This is a genomic window from Fibrella aquatilis (genome assembly GCF_017353255.1).
Classification (GTDB): domain Bacteria; phylum Bacteroidota; class Bacteroidia; order Cytophagales; family Spirosomataceae; genus Fibrella; species Fibrella aquatilis.
The window spans coordinates 1-20,275 of sequence record NZ_JAFMYU010000019.1 but is presented as its reverse complement, the minus strand read 5'-3'; the positions used below and the strand labels follow the sequence as shown (position 1 = coordinate 20,275).

The window sequence follows — 20,275 nt, the reverse complement described above, 5'->3', positions numbered from 1 at the left end:
GGCACTTAGGCACATGAAAACCACACTCGTTCTGCGTAATGAAGGTACCCGGCCCACCGTTTCTCTCGCGCTTCACGTTTCTTATTTCGTAAAGGCGAAAACGGGCGTTCAAATCGACTCGCAGCGTTTTTCCGTTACGCTCAAGCCCGCCCACGACGAACTGATCTCGGTCGATTTCGGCACGGCGGCCCTGACCGACCATGAGGTGATGCTCCGGCTGCAGCAGGTGGAAGGAAGCACCGTGACGCAGAAGCAGTTTATCCTGGGCGACGTCATCGACAAAGAGGCGCTGGTGGCGGTGCAACTGAACGAAGAAATCAACCCCGACGCCACCCCCGAACCACCCGCCGAACCCGCCCACCCGGCCTTTGTCTACGGGCGCCTGCTCGACAAAAAGGGCGTTCGGAAGATGGACGACGTGCAAATTATCATACTGGTACAGACCGAAGCCGAGGGCAATTTTGTGCCACTTACCACCGTCAGGACCGAAGCGCAGGGCTATTTTGCCATGGATTATCCCGTCGGCACGTTCATTGCCGCCACGGCGCAGGTAGGCCTCAACCTCACAGAAAACCCCATTCCGATTAAGCTGGAGCCGCAGAAACGGCTGGTCGCCAACCCAGACGGGGGAGAAACGGAGGTAACGGAACTGGTTTTCCCACGCCGGGTCATCCTGGTGGCCAACCTTGCCGACGCAACCACCCCCACCCCTGACGCCGGCGACTGCGATTGCGGCTGCACAGCGGGTGAATTCGACCAGAAGCGGGTGTTGGAAGAGTTTTCGTTTTACTCCCTCGTGCGCACGTCCGAACCAGCCATTAAGGGCTATGTGCTTGAAGATGAAGACGAACTAACCCTGGGCGACATCCTGCGGCAACTGCCCTACACGGTGTTTGAGTTGCTGGAACCGCTGAAAGCCCTGCCGTTTATTGCCCGCGAATCGCCCCTGAAAACAACGGCTACCATACGCAACCGTAGCCGCGCTGCGGCCGCCGCCGACGACTTTCTGAAGACCATCGAAACGGTGAAAATTCGGAAAGGCGTACTGGCTGATTTTCTGAAAGACGAAAAGACAATTACTAAAGAAAACATCAGTAAGCTCTTTACCCTCAACGAGATACGTACCTTCCAGACTACGCTGGTGGCGCCGTTGCCCCCACCCCGGCCGTTAGGGCGCGTTGAACTGGGCCCAACCAACACCGTTGACTGGGACGATGAACCCACGATCTACCAAGCCGTGGAGGTAGCGCACGGGCATCTGCTGCATTTTAAGTCGGAATGGGTGGCCGATGGTTATTCGCTGGGCGATCTGCTCTACAGCCTGCCGCTGGCACCGGGTCAGAAAAAGCAACTCGTGGTGTTCGACTGGGAGCGGCGCGAGTCGGCGGCCAACAGCCAAAGCGTCGATGTGGAGGAGAGCCTCTCTAACTCTCTCAGCCGCGACCGCGACATTCTGGAAATAGCCAGAGGAACCACTTCAGAAAACCTGCGGGGCAGTTCGCGGGCCTCAACGGGCGGGGTGTCGGGGTCGGCAGGAGGCGTTTTGGGCGGGGTGCTATTTGGGGTATCGGGCGGCTACAGCACGTCAAGCTCGCGGGCCTCGCAAGACAGCTTCCGGCAGGTATCGTCGTCCGATCAGCAGCGACTCAGCGACCGACTGATGCAATCGGCCAACTCGGTGCGGAGCATGCGGTCGACGGTTATTCAGACCGTATCGCAGGGGGAGCGGTTCGAGGTGTCTTCAGAAAGCGTTGCCAACTACAACCACTGCCACGCCCTCACCATTCAGTATTACGAAGTACTGCGGCATTTCAAAATCCGGCAGCGGTTTGCCGAAGCCCGCGAGTGCCTGTTCGTACCGCTGCTGATGAGTAGTTTCGACCTGAAAAAGATGCTCCGCTGGCGCGAACCGCTGGCGGCGGGCCTGCTCGACCGGCGGCTCCGTGCTGGTTTCGACGCCGGCGACCGGGTGGCCCACGAGTGGCAGGACAGCAATTTCCCGTCGGGCACGTTTGCCTCCGAACCCATCATTACGGCATCGGGGCAGTTGCAGTTCCGGTTTTCCATTCAACGCCCGCTCGACGATATTGTGGAAGTTGATGATACCGAACGCCCCCCGGTGTTTGCCGGCGGGGGCGGACTGGGGCCGATCTGGCACAAAAAGAAGGTCGGGCGAATTATCGAAGCCAACTGGGCCAAGCTAAGAAGCGTGGTGAACAACCCCACCGAATTCTATACCGATTTCCTCGCCAACGCGGCTGACAAAGACGCCGTATTCCACCAAATGCTTGGCGAACGCATTGCCCGCCAATTTGTTGATTCACTGCTGTTTACGGTACAAAACGAAGGGGGTAACGGCATCGGTGCCATTACGTTCGACCCTTCGGTGTCGTCGAGGTATGTGCGCAACGGGTTGCTGACGGTATCGCTACGGATACAGGGGCCAACGGGTCTGCCCCGCGACCGGTTCCACTACCTGCGCATCGGTATTGACCCGACCAAAGATGTACTCACCGAAGGCTCATTCGCCACCGTGCAGTCGGGGTCGATGCGCTACCGCACTCGCCACCACAGCGACTTTTTGTTTCGCTACCAACGGCTCAACGACGACCTGACGGCCAACGACGCGGCCACGATCTACACAGGCCCCACCGACGAGGAATTGAAAGACCCGCGCAAGGAGGATCTGGTGCTGGTAAACAAATTGATTGCCCACCTCAACGACAACCTCGAATATTACCACGAACGCAGCTGGCTCGGCATGTCGGAAAAACGGCGTTTCATGCTGCTGGATGGCATTTTTCTGAGTGGCAAGGGCGAAGGCCGCAGCCTGGCCTCGCTGGTGCAGAACGAACTGCTGGCCATTGTGGGCAACAGTCTGGTGTTTCCCGTGGCGCCCGGCCTGAACCTCAACCCCGATTTTGGCATGAAGGAGTCGCTGACCGAGTTCTACATGACCGCCACCGCCGACCCCGTCAGCGTGAGCGTACCCACAAAAGGGGTCTTCGCCGAGGCCGTCATGGGCAAGTGCAATTCGTGCGAGAAGATCGACGACAGCCGGTTCTGGCGGTGGGAGGAATCGCCCATTCCCGACAGCCCCACGGCCATTAGCCCAATCAGCACCGACAGCCGCCGCGCCGACCCCGGCACCTTGCAGCCGTCGGCCCTGCCGCAGTCGTTGGTCAGCATCCAGAATGCACCCAACGCCCCCGACCCTACGGGCCTCGCCGCCACGCTGGGCGTATTGGGTCAGGCCAGCCTGTTTAAAGACATTACGGGGCTAGCCGAAAACCAGAAAAACGCCATACAGACGTTCCAGACTTCAATGGAAGCCGCCAAAACAATTGCCCAGGAAGCCGCTAAACTCGACGTGCAGAAAACAATGGAACGCCGCCTCGACCGAAGCCTGAACGCCATCGACAACGACAAATCGCTCTCGCCAGCGAAAAAAGCCGAATTGAAAGAGAAAGCGTTGAACGCCTACATGGGCAGCGGGGCCACCACCGTCGAACCCGAAAAACCAAAAGACCCCAGCAATGCGCAGTTCAAAGAGGGTATGCAGTTGATCGACGACCTTCAGAAAGGGGGTGCCCTAACACCCGAACAAGCCAAAACGGCAAAAGAAAACCTGGCGAAGAAATACGCCGAAAGCGGGGCAAGCGAAGCCAAAGCGATCATCGAATCGGCGGCGCAACATGGCGTAGAAGCCACCGTGACGAAACCCGACGGCACCAAAGTCGATGTGAAAAAGCCGGGCGGGGTGGGTATTAGTGGGCGAACCGAACTTCACACCATGAACCTGCCACACCTAAAAGACCACGAAGGGTACGAAAACAAGTTTCGGTTCAAACTGACACTCAACGACCGCACCTTTGTGGTGGAATTGGTCAACGACTCGAACGATTTTGCCGAAATTGGCCCTCTCCACGCCAAAGACGAGTCATCGTTGACCTTGACAGGCAACAGCCTTCGGTTCGGTACTATTGTGCCGCTTAATCCCAAGTCCACCACGCAGCTCTACGAAGGCACGGTGAATGCCGGGCGTGAGATCACCGATTTTCTGCCGGGCGGGATGCCAATGGCGGTCGGTATCCGCTTCAACACTACCAAATCAGACCTGCACTATACACTGCCGTTTGCGCCGGGTACGAAGGTGCCGTGTGTGCAGGGTCGGGGCGGAGCGGCCTCCCATACAGGCGCGCAGCAGTTCGCCGTCGACCTTGGTGTACCGCGCGGTACCAAGGTGTTGGCCGCCATGGATGGCCTGGTGGTCGATATCGTGCGGGTTCACCCCAATCAGGACATCGGTACGCGAGGTACCGCCGACACTGGCAACATTATCCGAGTGCGCCACGACGACCTGTCGTATGCGGTCTACGGCCACCTGACGGGGTCGTCTATCAACGTGACGGTAGGGCAGCGGGTCAATGCGGGCGATCTGCTCGCGCTATCGGGCAATTCGGGCAATACCAACGGCGACCACCTGCATTTTGCCGTCGAGCGGCGAGGGTCTCCCTCCTCAGAAACCATCGACTGGGACTTCTACGACGCCAACGGGCAGACGTATGTTCCCGTCACAAACAGCCTCTATGAGCAGGCGGTAGGGCTGGCACCGGGCCAATTCAGCTTCGGCAATGGGTCGCCCGAAGGGACTGTGGCGGGCAACTTGGGCGACATCTACGCGCAACTCGATGGCACGCCGGGAAGTCTCTATTATGTAAAAGCAACGGGAGCCGCCGGTACCAAAACCGGATGGGTAGCAAAAGCCGTGTTCCCCTAGTATGCGCCCGCTCAAACGCTACCGCGCTTTAATCGGGCTAATTCTTTCTTTATTGGCCATTGGCGTTGCTGTAGCGGGCCTGCTGCTGCTCTGAGATGCCATTCGCTTTCTGAAGGAAGTGTATGCCCCTACCGAACCACGGCCAGCCACACATTCCAGCCGCCCAGCATGGCCGTAACGAGTACGACGAAGCCCATGGCCACGTTTTGGCCCGTTGAATTACGGTGTTCGCCCAGCAAAGCCCGGTCGTTGACAACCCGCCAGAGAAACACCGTGACAAAGGGCAATAAAATGCCGTTTATGGCCTGTACGGCCACTATTACGGGAATAGGCGTCACGTTGAACAGGCCAAACGTGACACCCGTGGTCAGCACCACCAGCCAGATTCCCCGAAAAATGGGGCTGTTTTTAGGTACGTTTAGCAGGCTCTGCGCCGTAATAGCCGCCGCCAGCGGAGCCGTGAGCGACGAGGCAAAACCCGCCGCAAACAGGCCAAACGCAAACAGATTCCCCGCCCACGGTCCCAACCGTTCGGCGAGGACCGTAGCCATGTGGGGGTACGAAAAATCGTCCGGAATAAGCATGCCTGCCAGCAGCAACACCACCGAAATGATGCCGCCCAGAATGACCGCTACCCAGATACCCAGCCGCATATCGGCAAGGGATTGGTTAGGCGAAATGCTGGACCCGAAAAAGAGGTTGTAGGGCACAATGGTGGTACCGATTAGCCCGTTGACCAGCAGCAGTGAGCCGCCAGGCAGGTTGGGTACCACCAGTGCCTTGGCCACGGCACCGGGCGTGACGGGTGCGCCGAAGGCCACATAGACAAAGGCCCCACCCATGGCAAAAACAATAATGCCCAGAAAGTTGGCGAGGTTCTGCGTAGACCCTACCCAGAGCAGCCCAACGCAGGCTAGACCCACCACCACCGTGAGCGTGGGCGCGGGCAGACCCGTCATGAGAGAAAGCCCCGCCACGGCTCCCAGAATGTTACCCGCCTGATAGGCCGCGCACCCCAAAAAAATAGCCAGAAACAGCGCCCAGGCCACCCGTAGGCCAGTTTTTCCCGAATAACTCTGCCGAATTACCTGCCCCAGATCACGCCCTGTCGTGATCGTAATGCGCGAGGCTGCCTCTTGCAACCAGACCGTGCCGAGCGTGGCAAACGTAAGCACCCACAGCAGATTCAGCCCGTATTTGGAACCTGCCATGGCACAGGCCGTTACCGAACCCGGCCCAATAAACGCCGCCGAAATAACAGACCAGAACAGAATGCTGCCAAGACCAGCACGAAGGGAGAGAGATTTGGGCATAAGAGAAGATTTCGGATTGGGGCGGTCCGCCGTTGCGGATTTCGGATTGTTGCTTTCGCTAGAGCAAACCCATGCCGCACCGGCGGACCGGTCAGCAACAATCCGAAATCCGCAACCGCAACGGCGGACCGGTCAGCAACAATCCGAAATTAGTTAAACACACACGCCCCTTCATCATTCACCACATAGTGCGCTTTGTAGTTTTTCGCCCTGCGGTTCATGCAGCCTTTGAGGTTCAGGAGCTTCAGGTTGCGGAAGTCGATTGGATGGCTTTCGGCTTGCAGAGCAATATACCCTTTAGTCAGGGGTTTGCCGGCTCGTGCCCGCCAGAAGGCGGCATCGGCTACGCCTGCCTGCTCGAAGTCATTGCTTTTGCTGATGAAGTATTCATCAGTAACCGGGTGTTCGTAGGCCAGTACCGTTTGTCCGTCAATGTGGTGTTCAATGAGCGAATCGCCCAAGACTAGCACTTCCACAGCTACCCACTGATCGCCGTCGTAGGTTTTCGAACTCGATTCGATGCAGTGGAGGGGGTTTACCTGCCCTTTCTGCTTCACCAGCGTACCCGGCGAACAGAGGTTGGCCGTTGGTCGGGGTTTACCGTTGCTCAGGCCACCCAGCGTCTGCACCTCCAGCGAAACGGGGAAATCCTGCTTTAAACTCACGCTCTGCGCCGACTGCGAATGAAACATCACGCCGCTATTCCGCACATTCCAGACAGCCCCGCCGGGGGTCTGGTTGCCCGTAAACCGATATTCGAACCGGAGGATATAGTGCGAAAAAGGCTGTTTGTAGTACATATGCCCAAACCGCCCGTCGAAGGTTTTGTATTGGTCATAGGTAATGCGAATCATGTCGTTTTCCACCCGGAAGGTGTTGCCGTAGTTTTCACCCAACGGATAGCCCGTAATTTTGATATCCCAGTTGCTGAGGTCTTTACCGTTGAACAGCGACAGCCACTCCTTCTCAGCAGGGATTTTTTGTGCAAAAGCAGGGAAGGCAAGGCAGGTCAGAAAATATAAGAGCTTTTTCATGTCAGAGAGGGAGAAGGCTGCTCACCCCCCACCCCACCGCCGCCAGGAGTTTCCAGACGGATGCGTTCGTTGGGGAGCATCTGCCGGGTAAAGATGCCGGGCAGGGTTTCTTCCTTACCATTAGGCGAAATCAGCGTCTGATATCCTATTGCGCCAGCTTGCCCACCGTTGAGGCCGTAGGGTGCCTGCACCCGGTGCTGACTCAGCAGCGTTACCTGCATGGGGGTCAGAAATTCAATCTCGCGGATGAGTCCGTCGCCACCACGCCACCTGCCCGCCCCGCCCGAATGGGGCCGGAGGCTGAACCGCCACAAGCGCACGGGGTAGCGCCGTTCCAGGGTTTCAGGGTCGGTGAGTTTGGTGTTGGTCATGTGCTGATGCACCCCCGACCGCCCCGCCATACCCCGCACGGCCCCCGCCCCGCCACCGATGGTTTCGTAGTAGCCTAATGTATCATTGCCAAACAAAAAGTTGTTCATCGTGCCCTGACTACACGCCGCCAGCCCCAGCGCCTTCAGCAACGTATCGACCAGCCGCTGACTCACCTCCGTATTACCCCCCACCACCGCCGGACACTCGGCTGGTTTTGCCGAAAAAATGGGGTTCAAAAACGACGATTCGGGCAGTACCAACTCTACCGGAGTCATCAGTCCTTCATTGAGTGGAATGTCCTGCGCTACCCACAACCGCAACACATACAGCACTGCCGAATGCAGAATAGATACGTTGGCGTTGAGGTTATTCGGATGTACACCCGACGTACCCCGGAAATCAATAGTGAGTCGTTTGTTGCTGACTATCAGTCTTGTGCAAATTTGATGACCATCGTCTAACGACTCAGTTGTGCTAAATTCCTGCCCTTCGTGACTGGCCAAAACAGCCCGGATGGCCTCCGTAGCCGACTGTTGTAACCGACCCATGTAGCGATGAACCGTTTCGATGCCGTGTGCTTGTGCCAGCGTTTGCAAGGCCGTTTCGCCCGCCCGCAACGAAGCCAGCGCCGCCTCCAGGTCAGCCCGGTTTTCGGCCAGGGCGCGGGTTGGGTAGGGGGCCTGGGTGAATAGGTCAGAAAGACCGTTTTCCCACAGAAACACACCCTGCCTGACAATGAACTGCGGTTCCAGCACCACGCCCTCTTCCATCAGCGACGTGGCATCGGGCGGCATGGAGCCGGGCGTTTTACCCCCAATTTCAGCATGGTGCGCCCGGTTAATCACGTAGCCAATCAGTTGCGGTCCGGCCACCTGGTTGTCAGCCGAATAGACCCCCTGCAACAACGTCACGTCGGGCAGGTGCGATCCGCCGTAGGCCGGGTGGTTGGTAATGGCTACGTCGCCGGGACCGAGGGGCGTACCGTCCTGCGCCAGCTTGGCCAGCACCAGCCTGGCGCACACACCCAGGCTACCCAGATGCACGGGTATGTGCGGAGCGTTGGCCACCAGCCGGGCGTCGGCATCGAGCAGGGCGCAGGAAAAATCGAGGCGCTCTTTCACATTGACTGAAAAGGCCGTGCGCTGCAACTGCGCGCCCATTTCCTCGGCAATAGCCCGGAACCGCTGGGTGAATAGTTCAAGCTGGATGACCTCATTATCAACCGACTGTCGCTGTGTTTCTGCCGTCGATGTCCATTCAATTCGCGCTGTTCTATCCGCCTGAATAGCCACCGACCACCCTTCCTCCACAAAGACCGACGAGGTTGTATTGAGCAATAACGCCGGACCAGAAAACGTGTCGCCGGGCTGTAGTTGCGTCCAGTCATAGTCGGGGTATTGGTCAGTCTGAAAGGCTGGAACGGCGGGACGAGGCTGGAGAGGAATTGTCTGACTTGGTACGTTGTCGAGCACAGTGCTAACCCTAACCCGAACGCTTTCAACCTCGATAGGCTGGTTGGTAGGCGCATAGCCGTAAAGTTTGCGATATTCCTGTCGAAACGTTTTTGCTAAGAAACTGACCGTATAGATATCGTCGTCCTGGAAATAAGCGTCATCACACTCAATATCTAGTGCTGTTTGCTGCCCAACAAAGCGGAGATGCAGCCAATAGCGATACGTTACTTTACCTATACCGTTAGGCATTTCGTCAATAAGTTGATGCCATGCGTTTTGCTCTGGTTCATCGAAAATAGATTCTAATTGCCCCCTGTTAAAGGAGGCGAGTGGCTTCAATATGTACTGTATTGCCATGCGTTCAACCTTCGCCTGACCCATGCCATAGGCGCTCAGCAAGCCCCCATCGAAAGGCAAAAACAGACGGCGCATGCCCAGCAGCTCAGCCACGGCACAACCGTGCAAGCCGCCCGCCCCACCAAAAACCAGCAAACTATACTGCGCCGGGTCGAAGCCCCGCGCCACCGAAATTTTGCGGATTGCCCCGGCCATAGTCTCGTCGGCAATACGCTCGAAACCGCGCAGTAACTCATCCAAAGGCATTTTTTGGCCCGTAGTCAGGGCAATTTGCTCAACAACAGCCTCTAGTGCAGCCTGGGCTTTTTCGGGGAAAATCGGAATACCGAACTGCCGGGGGTGCAACTTGCCCAGCAGCAGATTCACATCGGTAATAGTCAGCAGTGGCACCGCGCCGGAGGGAGTAGCGCCATAACAGGCCGGGCCGGGACTGGCCCCCGCGCTCTGCGGCCCTACGCGCAATTGCCCGGCCACCCCATCGAACCAGCAGACCGAGCCACCACCCGCCGCCACGGTCTCAATAGCGAGCGAGGGTAGTTGCAGTTCAAAGGGGCCAATGGGCGTGGAAAAGCGGTAGTCGGGCTGGCCATGCTCAATCCGGGCCACGTCGGTGCTGGTGCCGCCCATGTCGAGGGTAAGTATGGCCTCCTGCGGGGCGACAGATGCTGCCCCAATCACGCCCCCCGCCGGGCCGCTGAGCAGGCTGTCTTTTGGCTGGAACAAATCAGCCCGGACCAGCCCCCCAGCGCTCGTCATCACACGTACCTGATGCCCCCCCAACTGAGTTTGAATGTTGGCCAGGTAGGTTCGTAGTACTGGCATCAGGTAGGCGTTGGCCACCGCTGTCTGGGTACGTGCTACATAGCCCGGTGCTGTAGACAGTGCCGTAGAATAGGTCACGAACTGAAAGCCCGCTGCCGTAATGGCGTCGGCCAGTTGACGTTCGTGTGCTGGATTCTGATAGGCATTGAGCAGCGAAATGGCTACCGCATCTGGGTTGATTTCGCCCAGTTGTGCTACAATATGGGTAATGGCCTCGTCTGTCAGTTGAGCCAGTTCAGTACCGTCGGCGGTCATGCGTTCGGGCACTTCCAGCACCGTTTCATAGAGTACTTCAGCGGGGGGGATGGCCAGTTGGAAGAGATTGGGGCGTTGTTGGGTGCCAATCACCAGCAAATCGCGGAAGCCCTCGGTCACGAGCAGGGCCACCCGTCCACCCCGCCGTTCGAGCAGAGCGTTGGTGCCTTTGGTCGTGCCTAATCGCATTTCCAGCACTGGAAACGGCTGATTCAGTGGCGTTTGCGTCAGCAGCCGCGTGGCTAGTACGGGGGCTTCTTCGCCTGTGAACAGTTCTACGGTTAGAAGCGTGTGGTTGGGAAACCCCTCCTGCTTTACCACCAATTCACCCGTCACCGACAGCGATTGAATAGTAAACGTTTCATCGGCCTCCACCACCCGTAGGGTATACCCGTCGAAAATAGGAGCGGTAAGCCATGCAGCCTGCAATTGGCCGTTTATGAGTTGACCGCGCAGCCGGGCGCTGCTGAGCACTTTGGTTCGGTGAAGGGTGCCGATGGGGGCGCGGGCGAGGCCGTCCGTGAAGGTGCCCCCGGTGTCAATCCAGATTTGCCACATAGTTGGCAAAATAAGGCAACAGAACGCGGATTGGGCGGATTACTTATTTCAATCCTGAATTGAAACAAATACATATCGTTCATCATAGGGAATATCGAATTTTCGCAAGAGGGCTTTATATTCTTGCAAAAATGTCCGTTCACGGTGATGATGTTCCTGATTTTGAATGTACTTAACTACTACGTCTATTTGTGAATGACCGTAAGAAAAAGCGCCATAACCCGTTTGCCATTCAAACTGAGCTGATGTCAACCGCTTTTCGTTAATCCATTTCGATGAATCCATTTTAAGGTATTGCATCAATTCTGAAACAGCCTGTTTAGGATTGAAACCAATGAAAACGTGAACATGGTCAGACATTCCATTGATGGCAATCAGTTTGTGACCCTGCTTTTGGATAATACCTGTCATGTAGCGGTAAAGATCTTCCTTCCATTCGGGTCTAATTAATCCGTGGCGGTGTTTTACAGCAAAAACGACCTGTATATATAGTTGCGTATAGGTGTTAGGCATCTAATAAAAATGACAGTTAGGTGAATTTAAATATAGCCGTCACGTGAACAGATACATAGTCAAATCGAACATAACCTTTATTAGAAAGGAGCCAGCGCGTTTTTTCGTCGCGTAGCGACCCAATGTTTGTAGAAAAAGGGGTTCATGCAACAGATTTCCGTCGCGTAGCGACCAAACAATATGCGTTAATCGTTTGGTCGCTGCGCGACGGAAATCTGTTGCATGAACCCCTTTTTCTACAAACATTGGGTCGCTACGCGACGAAACGATGTGCTGATCACGCTTCGGTCCAATTCCTTCCGAAAAGCGCAATTGACCATTCTGAAAAATCTGCGCTGATTCCGCACCGGCAGACCAGTTGCACTCACCCAATTTGCGTTTTCACGCTCCTACTTCTTCACGATTAAAAACTCCACGCGGCGGTTGCGCTGACGGCCTTCGTCGGTGTCATTGGGAGCCACGGGTTTTGTTTCGCCAAAACCTTTGCTGGCTAGCCGGTCGGGTTCAATGCCCTTGCCAATGAGGTACTCCCGCACCGCGTCGGCGCGGTCTTGCGAGAGCTTGGCGTTCAGCTCGTTTGAACCTACGTTATCGGTATGACCGCCCAGTTCGACGCCCAGTTTGGGATTCTCGTTCATCACCGTCACCAGCCGGTCAAGCTCCGGGGCGGACTCGTCGCGCAGGATGGCCTTGCCCGTGTCGAAGAAGATATTCGTCAGCCGCACCGATTGGCCCACTTCGATAGGTACAAGCTTGAGTTCCTTGCCTTTGATCTCCTCGAAACCCTTGTTCTTATCGGTTGGGCCACCCGTCAGGTCCACGTTGGCTCCTTCGGCAATGAAATCCGGGGCTACGGCGCGCATGGTGTATTTCTGGCCGTAGGGCAAAATGATCTTGTATTCGCCCGTGGTGGGGTCGGCAGTAGCGCGACCGGCTTCGGCCCCGTCGGGCAGGGTGCTATAAATGATTTCGGCGGCAATGGGCCGACCGGTTTTCTGATCGATCACCTTCCCCGAAATCAACGCTACTGGGTCGGGGCTGGTCAGGTCAGCTGGATTTTTACCACCGCCCACCTGTCCCGGCGTTTGCGCCAGCGTGGTCGAATCGCCGCCGGGGGGCGTAAGTGACCGCAACCGGATTTGCACAATATCACCGCCTTTGCCGCCTTCGGTGCCCACATGTTTGAACGTGGTCAGGTAGGCTAAGTCGCCGAGGGCCGAAATGGAATAGTAGGCATCGTAGCCGTCGGTGTTGGTGCCGGGACCCAGGTTTTGGGGCTTCGACCAGCGTTTCCAGGTCTTATCCACCCGACGCGCCACCCAGACGTCGTTGTCACCTTGCCCACCAGGGCGGTTAGTTGAAAAGTAAAGCGTGTTGCCGTCGGGGGCCAGAAAGGGCGTGGTCTCGGTATAATCGTCGGTATTGACATCAGCCCCTAGGTTCATGGGCTGGCTCCAGGAGCCGTTTTTCTGCCGAAACGAAACGTAGAGGTCGTCTTTTTGACCGTTACGTTTTTCGCTGAACGACAGCAGCAGCGTCTTCCCATCTACGGTCAGGTACGCAAAGTCGAACTGGCCTTTGCTCATTTTTTCGTAGTTGGCAATGTTCAGCGCTTCGGGGGTGCTCCAGCCGCCGTTGGTGCGTTTGCTGATCGAAAAGCCACGCGTTTCGTAACGGCCGTTGGTATACGCACCGCGTAACAGCAGCGTGTTGCCGTCGGGTGTGATGCTAAAAACGGCGTTGTGGTTGAACTGGTTGAGTGGAGCACCCATGCGTCGCGCCGGTCCCCATTGGTTGCTGGGTTGCCACTCCGAATACCAGATGTCGGCGCTGCCGTTTTCTTTGTCGGCAAACATCGTGTTGTTGGGATGGTCTTCGCGGGTGTAGTACAGCGTTTTCCCGTCGGGGCTAATGAGCGGGTTGCCTTCGTTATAGGTCGAATTGACCTGTGGACCCAGATTTTCGCCCCGATACGGCGACGCAGCCGACACCGACGTAGGGGCCTGCGCATGGGCAACGAGGCCGTTTAGCAGCAACATTCCAACCGCAAGGCCGTTATTCCATTTCATAGTCAGTGGGCAACTCATTATTCGCTAAACGAAGATAGTAGCTACCTTCGTCTACCAGTCAATACATACCAATCTTCATGCCGCAGGCCTATCATTTCATTGCCATTGGCGGAAGTGCCATGCACAACCTCGCCTTGGCGCTCCATCAGCAAGGCCACACGATCACGGGTTCCGACGACGAAATTTACGAGCCTGCCCTGAGCCGATTAACCCAAAAAGGCCTCATTCCAGCCGAAATGGGCTGGTTTCCACAACGCATCCACGCCGGTATCGACGCCGTAATCCTGGGTATGCACGCCCGCGCCGACAACCCCGAACTGGCCCGTGCGCAGGAATTAGGCCTGCCTATCTTCTCGTATCCTGAATTTATCTACGAACACAGCCGCCAGAAACAGCGCGTGGTCATTGCCGGCAGTCACGGTAAAACCACCATCACGTCGATGATTCTGCACGTGCTGAACTACCATAACCACCGCTTCGATTACCTCGTAGGTGCGCAACTGGAGGGGTTCGAGACCATGGTCAGCCTCACCGACGACCATTCGGCCACGGCTGCGCCGGTGATCATTATCGAAGGTGATGAATACGCCTCCTCGCCCCTCGACAAGCGGCCTAAGTTTTTGCATTACCAGCCCCATATGGCCCTCATTAGCGGCATTGCCTGGGACCATGTGAACATTTACCCGACCTATGACAGCTACGTGGCGCAGTTTGAGCTGCTGGCCGAACAGATGCCCAAATCAGGCGTGTTGCTCTTCGACGAGACCGACAACATGCTCGACGTGGTGGGTCAGAATGGCCGCGAGGACGTGCAAAAAGTGCCCTACGATGCTCACCCGCACGTGATCCGCGACGGACATACGTACCTGACCACACCCGACGGCACCGAGGTTCCGCTACGCATATTTGGCTTGCACAACATGAAAAACATCGCGGGGGCCATGGCCGTCTGCGATAGATTGGGCGTGACCGATGCGCAGTTCTACGAGGCCGTCCAGACCTTCGGTGGGGCGGCGCGGCGGCTGGAAACCGTAGCCCAAACCGCCGATCAGATCGTGTTCCGCGACTTTGCCCATGCGCCTTCCAAGGTGACGGCCACTACCGAAGCCGTGAAAGCGCAGTTTCCCGACAAACACCTGCTGGCCTGCGTGGAGTTGCACACCTTTAGCAGCCTCAACAAAGACTTTCTGGCTCAGTATGCGCACAGCCTCGACATGGCCGATACAGCGGCAGTCTACTACAACGCTCATACGCTGGCAATCAAGCGCCTCGCCCCCATCGCCCCCACCGACGTACTGGCTGCGTTCAGCAAACCCGGCCTGCAAGTATTTACCGAATTGACTGATCTCCAAACGTTTATCACCCAACACGCCCCCGACGCTGACGTCATTCTGATGATGAGTTCCGGCACGTTTGGGGGGATGGACCTGCGGTCAGTGGTAAGTGCTGAACGGTGAACGGTAAGTAGGTGGTCTGGTCATTAGAATAATAATCGTTTTTGTGGTAGACTTGGCTAACCATCGAACGCAAAAGTCCATGAAACCTCAAAGTCACAAACCCAGTGTACTGCGTGATAAAACGCTAGAATTGGCCATCAGAATTGTTAATCTCAACAAGCACCTTGTTCGTGAGAAAAACGAATTAATAATTAGTAAGCAGATACTTCGATCTGGTACAAACCCAGGCGCAATGGTCCGGGAAGCCACGAACGCGGAATCAGGCATTGACTTTATTCATAAACTGAGTATCGCTCAAAAGGAGGCTGGCGAGACACTATATTGGCTCGAGCTTCTCTACAAAACACAGTATATCACTCAAAGCGAATTTGAATCGATCAGTGCTGATACAGAAGCCGTACTACGGATGTTGAGCAGTTCGATATTAACTCGTAAGAAGAGCTTGGCTATAAAGGCAAGTTCTGTTTTACTTGCCTTTATAGTTAGTTGCCTTGCGTTCTCAACGTTTTAAAGCGGCCTACTTACCGCTTACCGTTCATCACTTACCACTAAATAGATGCAAAGCCTTGTCGTGTATTGCGGGTCCTCGCCGGGGACCAAGCCTGTGTTTAATGAAGTCGCCACCGAATTGGGGCAGAAAATGGCCACGCGGAACATCCGCCTCATCTACGGCGGCGGGGGCTACGGCCTCATGGGCACCGTGGCCGACACCGTGCTCAGCAACGGCGGTGAAGTGACGGGCGTGATTCCCAACTTCCTGGCCAGCCTGGAAGTAGCCCACAAAACGCTGACTGAGATGCACTTTGTGGAAACGATGCACGAACGGAAATACAAGATGGTGACCCTGGCCAAAGGCGTGATCACCCTCCCCGGAGGCTATGGCACCTTCGACGAGTTATTCGAGATACTGGCATGGCGGCAACTGAAGCTCTACGACGGCCCCATTGCCATCATCAACGTTAACGGCTACTACGACCTTATGCTTCAGCAACTCGACCGCTGCGTAGCCGATGGTTTCCTGAAACCTGAAAACCGCGCCCTGCTTATCGTGGCAGAGTCTGTAGATGATGCTCTTACAGCGATTGAGGCCTTCTGGGAGGAAAAATAAGTCCAAGGTTCAATGTCTAAAGTTGTGGTTCCGTTTTAATATCAGCGTACAAACACGCTAAGACGTTGGCGTGGCGGGATCGCAACTTTGGAATTTGGACATTAAACATTAGACCTGAAACTCGCCTTGAAACACAACTTCTGTCCCAACTGCGCCGCGCCGCTGGTGCTGGCCGAAAACGCCGGACGGGAGCGGCTCGTTTGCTCGAAACCCTGCGGTTACGTTTTCTACGACAATCCGCTGCCGGTGGTGGGGGCCATTGTGGAGTATGACAACAACGCCGTGGTGCTGGTGCAGAGCATTGGCTGGCCCGCCGAGTGGTTTGGCATCGTAACGGGTTTCCTGGAAAAAGGCGAAGAACCCGCCGAAGCCGTGCTACGTGAGGTGAAAGAAGAGATTGGCCTCGATGCCGAGATCGTGGAGTTTCTGGGCATCTACACCTTCTACCAGCGCAACGAGGTTATTTTCACCTACCACGTCCGCGCCAAAGGCGAAATTGTGCTGGACACCACCGAGCTACAAGCTTACAAAGTCACGCCCATCCCCGAACTCCGCCCGTGGCCTTTTGGCACTGGCCCCGCCCTGAAACAGTGGCTGGCGAAACGCCGGGATGTGTAAAGGACGGGTTATGCACATGATAGGTAATCATCCAATAGCGCTTGGCGTTTTTCGATTCGATACACCACCCTCGTCTAACCCTGTATTCTTCTAAAAACGGTAAGCAACACGAGCAGCAGGGCAATAGGCACAAGCAGAAAATAGAAGGCGGTTTGGCCGTTGTAAGCTTCGAAAATGCGGGCCATGAGGAGTGAGCCGGTGGTACCACCCAGGGCCGAAAACACTACAATCAGGCCTGCCATAGGGCCGTGCTGCTTCAGGGGCAGGCTGCTCAGAATAGCCGAGTTGATGGCCGGGTAGATAGGCGCGATAAACAGACCAATGGCCGGAAACAAAAACGCCGCTAGCGGAGCGTCGGCCCAGCCATAGTTGGTGCCAGCCACGGCTGCCAGATTGGCTTTTTCGGCCAGGGGAAGCGCCAGCAGCAAGAGTGCGGCAGCTACCACAAGCGAGGTGATTAACAGCCAGTACCACGCTACTTTTTTCAGGACAAAACCACCAATAAAACGCCCCAGGGCCGTGGTAGCAGGCACAATGCTGGCCATCTGTATGCTCAGCGACGTAGGCAGTTTCAGGTAGTCTTTGTTAAATGTGGGTAGCCAGCTTTGCAGTCCCTGTTCCATTAGCACGTAAACAAATGCCGTAGCCACAAACACCAGCACCAGCGGGCGTAGGGCCAACTGAAGCATGTCGGCGATGTTATTGAGGCCCACGGCCTTGCCCTCGTCCCGTATCTGCGACTCGTCGAGGGGTGTGGTGAGCATGAGCACAAATGCCAGCCCGGCAATGCCCGCCAGCACATAATAGGTGTTGAGCCAGCTAGTCGAGGCCGGATTGTCATTGTCGACAAAGGCGCTGAATAAGAAAAACGTGGACATGACCCCCACCATAAACAGCGACTCCAGGAAGTTCATAAAGCTGGCGTGCTCGTTAGTGTCTTTAGTAATAAGGCCAATGGTGGCAAAGACCGATACTTTGATGAACGCGAAACTGGCTCCTACGGCTGCAAACAGCAGTTTGGTGGTCCAAAACGCCGGTACTTGCGGCATCAGCAAGCAGGCCACCGTAACAACGCCGAGGGCAATGAGCATGGCCCGCTTGTAGCCGATGCGGGTAATGTAGGAAGCCACCAAAAACGACACTATGGCGATGGTCAGGTCTTTAAACGCCTCCAGTATCGAAGCATCTGTTTTACTAACGCCGTAGCTGCCTTGGACTTGCAAAATCACGATCCCGACACTATTGAGCAGGATAGCAAAAACGATGTAATTCAAAAAGAGGGAAAATTTTAGGCGCATGGGTGAAAGAGTGAGAGAGTGGAAGAGCGAATGCTTAGAATGCTGAAAGTATGATTTCTTTGCGGTTAATAGAGCGCGAAGCTATGCAAGCTCATTCGCTCTTTCACTCTCTCGCCCTTTCACTCATGTCTCTCTTCAACGCGGTACAGCTTGGTCAGGTGTTTCCCGACCAGAAAACGTTTGTCGATTGTGTGCCGAAGCAGGACCCGACGCAACTGGAGGTGCTGTATGAACAAGCCCGACAGCAACCCGATTTTGATCTGAAAGCGTTTGTGTATGAGCAGTTTACGGTGCCAACGCCTGCCGCCTCAGACTACGTCAGCGACACCAGCCTAAGCACCGCCGAGCATATCAACCGCCTGTGGGACAGCCTCACGCGCCCGGCCGACGTGCCCGTACCGCACGATTCGCGGGTGGCGCTGCCGCACCCGTATGTGGTGCCGGGCGGACGGTTCAACGAAATTTTTTACTGGGACAGCTACTTCACCATGCTGGGCCTGCGTGAATCGGGCCGGACGGATTTGATTCGGGACATGCTGGCCAATTTTGCCCATCTCATCGACACGGTTGGCTTCATTCCCAACGGCAACCGGACGTATTTCCTGAGCCGGTCACAGCCACCGTTTTTTGCCCTGATGGTGCAGCTTCTGGCCGAAATCGACGGCCCCGACGTGCTGACTGCTTACCTGCCGCAGCTTCAGAAAGAATACGATTTCTGGATGCACAAAACGACCGTAACGCCCTCTGGACAAACGACTTACCAACGACGCGTCACCCTGCTTAGCGGGCAGTCGCTGAACCACTATGCCGATGACCTGACCACGCCCCGCCCCGAATCATACCGGCAGGAGATCGAACTAACCCCCGACGCCGAAGCCCTGGGCATAGCGCCCGAAACGCTGTACCGCCACATCCGCGCCGCCTGCGAATCGGGTTGGGATTTCAGCAGCCGGTGGTTTGCCGACGAAAAAACAATGGCCATCATCCACACCGCCGACATCGTGCCGGTGGATTTGAACTGCCTGCTTTTTTCACTCGAAAAGACCCTGCAACACGCCTACACGCGGGCGGGCAATCAGGCGCAGGCGGTTGATTTCAGCTACCTCGCCAGTCAGCGCCAAACGGCTATGCTGGATCATTGCTGGAATGACGAAACCGGCTTTTTCCACGATTACGACGCCGCGCATTTCCAAAAAACGTCCGCCCTGACGCTGGCAGGGGCATTTCCATTGTTTCTGAAACTGGCCACACCCGAACAGGCCCGCCGCGTACATGACCGGCTCAAGGCCGATTTCTTACAGTCGGGCGGGTGGGTGACCACGCTGAACCACACCGGCCAACAGTGGGACTGGCCCAACGGCTGGGCACCGCTGCAATGGATCGTGTATAAAGGATTGTTGAACTACGGCTACGTAGAAACCGCCAACGAAGGCCGCAACCGCTGGCTGGCGCTCAACGACAAGGTCTTCAAAGCCACGGGCAAGCTCACCGAGAAATACAACGTAGTGGATGCCGCCCTCACCACCGGCGGTGGCGAATACCCCAACCAAGACGGCTTCGGCTGGACGAATGGGGTTTATTTGGGCTTCTTAATGTACAATGCATAATGAACAATGTACAATGGGCTGACGCGAACACACTTTTGCGTCAGCCCATTGTACATTGTTCATTATGCATTGTACATTAAGAAGCCTTACCCAAACAACTCACTCCACATAGCCTTGGCTTTGGCGGTGGCAGCGTCTACTTGCTGGGCGGCTTCGGCTTTGATCTCGTCAAGTTTGGCTTGAGCAGCCGCGAGTTGCACGGCAGCTTCGGCGCGGACGTCGTCAAACTTGTCTTCGGCCAGGTCCTGAAGTTCATCGGCTTTGGCGGCGGCAGCGGCATAGGCGGTTTCGGCCTGCCCCTGCAAGTGGGTGAGGGTTTCGGCGGTGGCGGCTTTAGCGGTGTCGAAGTGCTGCGCGGCTTTGGCTTTTAGGTCTTCTACGTCAATGTCTTTGCCCATTTCCTGCGCCTTGGCTACCAACTGATCCTTCAACTCATCCAGTTTAGCGGCGGCAACGTTGAGATGTTCACCCGCTTCGGTGCGGATGGCATCTAGTTTCTCGGCGGCAACAGCTTTCGCGGCCTGTAGTTGTTCGGTGGTTGTTTTCGTCTCCATGAATGGTTTTTTTAACGGGCGAAAGATAGGGTAGGTTAATGTACAATGTATAATGAATAATGGCTTCGCGCTCTAGGCCCCGCAGCGGCGGACCGTCTCGACTGCG

Annotated in this window: 13 protein-coding genes; 6 read left to right on the top strand and 7 right to left on the bottom strand. The window is 56.2% G+C overall.

The annotated features are described in order from the left end of the window. Window positions 1–13 precede the first annotated feature (13 nt). Window positions 14–4,780, top strand: coding sequence for a M23 family metallopeptidase (locus J2I48_RS20205; protein WP_207337311.1), 4,767 nt, complete (start codon window positions 14–16; stop codon window positions 4,778–4,780). 128 nt (window positions 4,781–4,908) lie between these two features. Here the strand turns inward: J2I48_RS20205 and J2I48_RS20200 are convergent, their stop codons facing one another. From J2I48_RS20200 to J2I48_RS20180, 5 genes are all read right to left on the bottom strand, one after another. After that, entirely contained in the window at window positions 4,909–6,093 is a 1,185-nt protein-coding gene (locus J2I48_RS20200; RefSeq protein WP_207337310.1) for an NRAMP family divalent metal transporter, read from the bottom strand. Between the two features lie 149 nt (window positions 6,094–6,242). Continuing rightward, the gene (locus J2I48_RS20195) at window positions 6,243–7,127 is read right to left on the bottom strand and encodes a 3-keto-disaccharide hydrolase (RefSeq protein WP_207337309.1); all 885 of its coding nucleotides are present in this window, start codon (window positions 7,125–7,127) and stop codon (window positions 6,243–6,245) included. Next, on the bottom strand, window positions 7,124–10,945 hold the full coding sequence (locus tag J2I48_RS20190) for a hydantoinase B/oxoprolinase family protein (RefSeq protein WP_207337308.1): 3,822 nt from the start codon (window positions 10,943–10,945) through the stop codon (window positions 7,124–7,126). The genes J2I48_RS20195 and J2I48_RS20190 overlap by 4 nt, the downstream gene beginning before the upstream one ends. 48 nt (window positions 10,946–10,993) lie before the next feature. Beyond that, on the bottom strand, window positions 10,994–11,458 hold the full coding sequence (tnpA, locus tag J2I48_RS20185; RefSeq protein ID WP_207337307.1) for an IS200/IS605 family transposase: 465 nt from the start codon (window positions 11,456–11,458) through the stop codon (window positions 10,994–10,996). A 389-nt stretch (window positions 11,459–11,847) separates the two neighbouring features. Then, the gene (locus J2I48_RS20180) at window positions 11,848–13,527 is read right to left on the bottom strand and encodes an OmpA family protein (protein WP_229376557.1); all 1,680 of its coding nucleotides are present in this window, start codon (window positions 13,525–13,527) and stop codon (window positions 11,848–11,850) included. A 77-nt stretch (window positions 13,528–13,604) separates the two neighbouring features. Between J2I48_RS20180 and J2I48_RS20175 the strand changes: the two genes are divergently transcribed. The 4 genes from J2I48_RS20175 (at window position 13,605) to J2I48_RS20160 (ending at window position 16,710) form a co-directional block, all read left to right on the top strand. Continuing rightward, the gene (locus tag J2I48_RS20175) at window positions 13,605–14,984 is read left to right on the top strand and encodes a UDP-N-acetylmuramate--L-alanine ligase (RefSeq protein WP_207337305.1); all 1,380 of its coding nucleotides are present in this window, start codon (window positions 13,605–13,607) and stop codon (window positions 14,982–14,984) included. A gap of 79 nt (window positions 14,985–15,063) precedes the next feature. After that, window positions 15,064–15,495, top strand: a complete 432-nt coding sequence (locus tag J2I48_RS20170) for a four helix bundle protein (protein ID WP_207337304.1) — start codon at window positions 15,064–15,066, stop codon at window positions 15,493–15,495. A gap of 45 nt (window positions 15,496–15,540) precedes the next feature. Then, window positions 15,541–16,092, top strand: coding sequence for an LOG family protein (locus J2I48_RS20165; RefSeq protein ID WP_207337303.1), 552 nt, complete (start codon window positions 15,541–15,543; stop codon window positions 16,090–16,092). Between the two features lie 126 nt (window positions 16,093–16,218). Then, the gene (locus J2I48_RS20160) at window positions 16,219–16,710 is read left to right on the top strand and encodes an NUDIX domain-containing protein (RefSeq protein WP_207337302.1); all 492 of its coding nucleotides are present in this window, start codon (window positions 16,219–16,221) and stop codon (window positions 16,708–16,710) included. A 74-nt stretch (window positions 16,711–16,784) separates the two neighbouring features. On the opposite strand, the gene J2I48_RS20155 is transcribed toward J2I48_RS20160, so the two are convergent. Then, window positions 16,785–18,008 carry an MFS transporter gene (locus J2I48_RS20155; protein ID WP_207337301.1) on the bottom strand — a complete coding sequence of 408 codons (1,224 nt, stop codon included), beginning with the start codon at window positions 18,006–18,008 and terminating at the stop codon, window positions 16,785–16,787. Window positions 18,009–18,133: 125 nt separating this feature from the next. Between J2I48_RS20155 and treF the strand changes: the two genes are divergently transcribed. Next, window positions 18,134–19,615, top strand: a complete 1,482-nt coding sequence (gene treF, locus J2I48_RS20150; protein WP_207337300.1) for an alpha,alpha-trehalase TreF — start codon at window positions 18,134–18,136, stop codon at window positions 19,613–19,615. Between the two features lie 86 nt (window positions 19,616–19,701). Here treF and J2I48_RS20145 read toward each other — a convergent pair whose 3' ends face one another. Next, a complete protein-coding gene (locus J2I48_RS20145) occupies window positions 19,702–20,169 on the bottom strand; it encodes a hypothetical protein (protein ID WP_207337299.1) in 468 nt (155 codons plus the stop codon). Window positions 20,170–20,275 lie beyond the last annotated feature (106 nt).